The following is a 1,518-nucleotide window of genomic DNA, read 5'->3' as shown; positions in this document are numbered from 1 at the left end:
GACGAACTGATACCGTCACGGCTGACCCGGGTTTTCCCTGGAATTTCAGGGGTGTCAACCCAGTCTGTGCGTGGATACCCCTCGCTACAATCGCGCACCACCGACCCGCCCCCGGCCTTATCCAGGCCGCCTCTGGCGGGTTTTTTGCTAGGTTGAAACGGGGGGCGCGGCAACAGCACCCCCGCGGTCAAAAACCACGGAGAACCTTTCATGGAAGTCTTGCTACAGCAGATCCTCAACGGACTGGTGCTGGGCAGCATGTACGCGCTTGTGGCCCTGGGCTACACGATGGTGTACGGCATCATCGGCCTCATCAACTTCGCCCACGGCGACGTGCTCATGGTGGGGGCGCTCACCAGCTGGACCATCATCACCGCCATGCGCGAGGCCTCGCCCGACATGGCCGGCTGGATGATCCTCATCATCGCCACCGCCATCGCCATGGTGGTCTGCGCGGCCCTCAACTTCACCATCGAGAAACTGGCCTACCGGCCGCTGCGCAACTCACCGCGCCTGGCGCCGCTGATCACCGCCATCGGGGTTTCCATCCTGCTGCAGACGCTGGCGATGATCATCTGGAAACCCAACCCCAAGTCCTATCCCGCCACGCTGTCGCGCGAGCCGATCGACTTCTTCGGCGCCGTGCTCTCCATCACCCAGATCACCATCCTCGCCACCACGGTCATCGTGCTGGCGCTGCTGATGTGGCTGGTCAACCGCACCAACCTCGGCCGCGCCATGCGCGCCACCGCCGAGAACCCGCGCGTGGCGGCGCTCATGGGCATCAAGCCCGACGTGGTCATCTCCGCCACCTTCATCATCGGTGCCATGCTGGCGGCCATCGCCGGCATCATGTGGGCGTCCAACTACGGCACGGTGCAGCACGCCATGGGCTTCATGCCCGGCCTCAAGGCCTTCGTGGCCGCGGTCATGGGCGGCATCGGTAACCTCGCGGGCGCCGTGCTCGGCGGCGTGGCCCTGGGCCTGATCGAGTCGCTGGGCGCCGGCTACCTCGGCAAGCTCACCGGCGGTTTCCTGGGCAGCCAGTACACCGACATCTTCGCTTTCATCGTGCTGGCCTTCGTGCTGATCCTGCGACCCTCGGGCCTGCTGGGCGAGCGCGTGGCGGACCGCGCCTGACGTGACGGGAGAGACCTCATGCTGAACGCCAAACCCGTCAAGCTGATCGCCTTCCTGGTGATCGCGGCGCTGATGCTGATCCTGCCCCTCGCGCTGCAGGCCACCGGCAGCAACTCCTGGGTGCGCATCGTCGACGTGGCGCTGCTCTACGTGCTGCTGGCCCTGGGCCTGAACATCGTGGTGGGCTACGCCGGCCTGCTCGACCTCGGCTTCATCGCCTTCTTCGCGGTCGGGGCCTACCTCTACGGCCTGCTGGCCTCGCCGCACCTCACCGACACCTTCGCCTGGCTGGCCGCCACCTTCCCCAACGGCCTGCACATGAACTTCTGGATCGTGATGGTGGTCGCCGGCATCGTGGCCGGTGTCACCGGCCTGATA

2 protein-coding genes are annotated in these 1,518 nt (G+C 65.9%); both read left to right on the top strand.

Going from position 1 to position 1,518, the window contains the following annotated elements; all coding sequences use genetic code 11:
• Positions 1-210: 210 nt before the first annotated feature.
• Positions 211-1,140, top strand: coding sequence for a branched-chain amino acid ABC transporter permease (locus VGF12_RS02585; protein WP_070400605.1), 930 nt, complete (start codon positions 211-213; stop codon positions 1,138-1,140).
• An 18-nt stretch (positions 1,141-1,158) separates the two neighbouring features.
• On the top strand, positions 1,159-1,518 hold a 360-nt coding region (locus VGF12_RS02580), incomplete at its 3' end, for an ABC transporter permease subunit (protein WP_414709984.1).

Origin of the sequence: Roseateles sp. (assembly GCF_036404855.1) — a bacterium.
Lineage (GTDB): Bacteria > Pseudomonadota > Gammaproteobacteria > Burkholderiales > Burkholderiaceae_C > Pelomonas.
Note: the sequence above shows the minus strand (reverse complement) of the source record. Positions and strands in the feature narration are given on the sequence as shown.